This window comes from Acinetobacter sp. AS5 (assembly GCF_048957595.1).
Lineage (GTDB): Bacteria > Pseudomonadota > Gammaproteobacteria > Pseudomonadales > Moraxellaceae > Acinetobacter.
Genome location: NZ_JARDAL010000103.1, coordinates 1 through 3,393, shown reverse-complemented (window position 1 = coordinate 3,393; position 3,393 = coordinate 1). Strand labels below are relative to the sequence as shown.

At 36.9% G+C, this 3,393-nt stretch carries 3 protein-coding genes and 1 pseudogene; 1 reads left to right on the top strand and 3 read right to left on the bottom strand.

From position 1 onward, the window contains the following. Positions 1–151: 151 nt before the first annotated feature. The gene (locus PV763_RS17165; protein WP_420938261.1) at positions 152–1,807 is read left to right on the top strand and encodes an HNH endonuclease signature motif containing protein; all 1,656 of its coding nucleotides are present in this window, start codon (positions 152–154) and stop codon (positions 1,805–1,807) included. Positions 1,808–2,183: 376 nt separating this feature from the next. On the opposite strand, the gene PV763_RS17160 is transcribed toward PV763_RS17165, so the two are convergent. The 3 genes and pseudogenes from PV763_RS17160 to PV763_RS17150 all read right to left on the bottom strand — a co-directional run. Beyond that, positions 2,184–2,507, bottom strand: a complete 324-nt coding sequence (locus PV763_RS17160) for a type II toxin-antitoxin system HicB family antitoxin (RefSeq protein WP_063454488.1) — start codon at positions 2,505–2,507, stop codon at positions 2,184–2,186. 8 nt (positions 2,508–2,515) lie between these two features. Next, positions 2,516–2,761: a hypothetical protein gene (locus tag PV763_RS17155; RefSeq protein WP_063454489.1), complete on the bottom strand. Its 246-nt coding sequence runs from the start codon at positions 2,759–2,761 to the stop codon at positions 2,516–2,518. A 410-nt stretch (positions 2,762–3,171) separates the two neighbouring features. After that, positions 3,172–3,393 (bottom strand): annotated as a pseudogene (locus tag PV763_RS17150) (IS701 family transposase); the annotation flags it as partial.

Genomic DNA, 3,393 nt, shown 5'->3' with positions numbered 1-3,393 from the left:
CCACTTACCCAAGTTACGCCTTAAATTTGGCTCAATTAGGGGCGCTTTGCATTTCAAATCTTTGTGCAACAAAGCCCCAAATTGAACGATATGCACTTTCAAATTTCGTACTTTATCGAATATAGGAAAGTGCTGCCTGGAGAAAATAAAAATGGGTCCAACACGATTACTAACGAATATTATTCAGCGTAAAGTCATGTCACTAGCAGAAATGTCTCCTTCAAAGCAACGAGACAATTTTGAGGTTACACTGACTGATTTTGCCCGGCACGAAATCCTTAAATGTTTATTCAAAGCCGATAATCAGCGCTCTACTGAATATTGGAGTGTGCAAGAAATTGCAAACTTTATTGAGGATTGCACAGAAGATCAGAATATCAATTTGTGTATCTTGTATTGGAAAGATATTAAAAATAATATTTATATTATCGATGGGGCGCATCGTCTTTCGAGTATTTATGCGTGGATCAATCGCTATTTTGCTGATGAACAAGTCAATCAAGCACCTAACTTTAATGACCAACAGAAAGAGGATATTCGTTACCTCCGAAGTCATTTAGGGGATCTGGCTGACTTCCAAAAAATTTGTACTGATGCCAAATTTGCAGAACAAAAGTCCAAATTAGAAGATATTAAAATCAGTTTCAGGCAAGTGCTTGGTACTCCAGAAGATGCACGACGCGTATTTCAATCAATTAACTCAGATACTAAACGCCTGGATAAATATGAGGAATATCATCTAAGAAGTCGGGGGAGTGATGCATATTATGCGATCTATGCCTGTTGCTATATCAATGACAATAAATCCAATTTAGAAGAGCTTCAATATACACGTTTAAATGAGCTGATCGAGTTGGGGGAGAAGATCCATCAGCTGCTTTTCTCTACCATCTTATTAGACACTGAAATGAGTCATGGCAAAAAAATTGGCTTGGTCAATGAACTCATGAATATCATTGCGGGTGATCAGATTCATAATATTATGAGCCTGAATCAGGGTGAACGCGTTGAAAAGATCATGTCGCATCTGTTTACGATCCTTTGCAGAATGGCAACTCCTGTAAAAAATACTGGGGTTCCGAGTTTGGGTTTACCTCCATTCTTATATTTTTATAAAGACCAGCGTTTTCAGATTACTTCCTTTCTCGCATGGTTTGCTATTGTGTTTGAAATCCATGAAAGCATCATGCAGATTCATCATAGAACCATTAGCTTTAAAGAGTTTACACGCGTCCGCAGTAGTATTGAATTCTTGATTGCCAATTTTCCAGTGGCGATCACTGAAACGGTCGGCAAGTTCGGGAGTGGGATTAAAGGCTATGATCGACTGCAAATCGTTTATAAGGCATTTATCTGTTTAAGCCTAGAAATGGATATTGATTTTAAAGATAAAGAATGCCTGAATACCTTCATTTTGTCGATGTCAAAGGCTTTTAAGTACATCAACTTTAACGAGTTTTACTCTGAAAGATTTTTGGGTAATTATGATGATGGGGTTGTAGAGCATGTAGTCGGATATGTGGAATCGATTAGCCCGATCTCTCGATCAAAGCCCAAGGCCTTTTCAGCATTAACCAAAAATTTGCTTAAGCACAATTTTCTGGTGGGTAATCATAACTTTTGCCCCATTTGTGATGGATTAATCTATCTCGATTCTACTGAATCGGATCATCGGATTGCCAAAGCCGCAGGTGGCCAAGGGGTGCTAGAGAATGGTCTGCTGGTTCATCCACTTTGTAATAGAATGAAATCAGATCTCAGCTTAGAAGAGATCAGAGCGGATTTGTTTGGTGAGTTACTGTATTAATCAGCAGGGCTATGATCTTGTTTTCTCAACTGTATTAATTAATGATAAATCACATGATTCAACTTTTGATACATTCAGCCAGTGTAGCTTTTCTTAATTAAATGCAGAATCATAGCTAGAACCTAGCTGTAGTTTCTGAATGACCGTCAAGGTCCTTAGTTTTGCCCATTGATCCCTCTCTGGGCATTTTTTTTGATCAAAATATAACGCTATTCTTGCTAAAAATTGAATATTAATTTTTAACGAAAATTATGTGTAGATAGGTCTAGATAAATTTTTATTCCATTTTCTGCAAATTATTGGATAAACCAACCAGCTATTCTTGTTTATGGTCTACCAGTCATTCTCATTCCAAGTAGACCATCAAGATATAAAACTACATAGCCAATTTTGCCGATACCAAACGATTCATACTCACACCACGCTCCGCAGCTTCAAGTGCTAGTTTTTGATGAACCATTGATGGAACACGAACAGCAAACCGTCCGCTATACTTTTTTTCTGAAAGCGGTACAGGTAATTTCTCATTATTGCTGATCATATCTGCTACAACTTCAGCAACAAGATCAACAATCCCTGAGAATGCTTTAGATTGTTCTGCATCGAGCCAAGACAGTGACGGAAATTCGGCACATAGACCAACATACTCATTATCTTCTGCTGACCATGTAACACGATAAGTAAATTGTTTGCTATCCATTTGACACCTCACAATGTTTTAAGTTTATCAAGTGCAGCTAATACTTGCCTAACCTGATAAGGTTTAGCCTTTCCGCTATCATCTTGAAGATTAATACGAGGATCGCCTTGCCACGGTGTTTTAAATACCGTGTGACTACCACTTGTTTGTCTTGGTTCACCAAAATATTGCTTACAAACCTTGAGTAAATCGACATAGCGGATATTTTTTGGATTATTCCGCATTTGTTCTATAAGTTGATCAAGATTTGCCATTTAAATGCTCAATAGTGCCAATGATTAATAGTATCAATATTGATACCATTAATCAAGAGTTTGGCATGCCTAGTGGCTTATACGAACAGAAATGAATGGTAGGGTGCAAATAGGAATAGGGGGTAGATTTACATAGGAATATGCAATTTACTATTCACTCAATTTGTATAGCAGATAAGTCGTAGCAGCAATGACATAACATGACATAGAAAATAATCAAAAATACAGAATTCGGATTGATGTCGTCGATAAAAAAACCTACCAAATTTCGTCTAAAGAGTAGACCTGGCATCTTGGAGCTTGTCGTGATTAGCGTCTCTAAACGGCTATAACAGCAGTTTAGAATTTTAAATAGCTCACATGAACTAGAAACTCTTTTAAAAATTAAATATACTAGGACTTACGCACTATTATTTATAGATTCTCTGTGGTAGCAGATGATTTTTATCGAGAATAAAGTCATCAATGAAGTTTTTGATAACTGGTCTAAATAATTTCTTCTGCCAACGGTATACATTTTCAAAGATCCGCTCAAACTGGTTCTTTTGTATCTCAACGTAGGCCATCAAGGCTGAAAAAATATGATTCAAAATCAGTTTAGATCGTCTTACTTGAAACTTTTCAATATGACA

Excerpts from the sequence above, each read along its gene's own strand:
- PV763_RS17165 (WP_420938261.1), top strand. The coding sequence starts at position 152 with ATGGGTCCAACACGATTACTAACGAATATTATTCAGCGTAAAGTCATG.
- PV763_RS17160 (WP_063454488.1), bottom strand. The coding sequence starts at position 2,507 with ATGGATAGCAAACAATTTACTTATCGTGTTACATGGTCAGCAGAAGAT.
- PV763_RS17155 (WP_063454489.1), bottom strand. The coding sequence starts at position 2,761 with ATGGCAAATCTTGATCAACTTATAGAACAAATGCGGAATAATCCAAAA.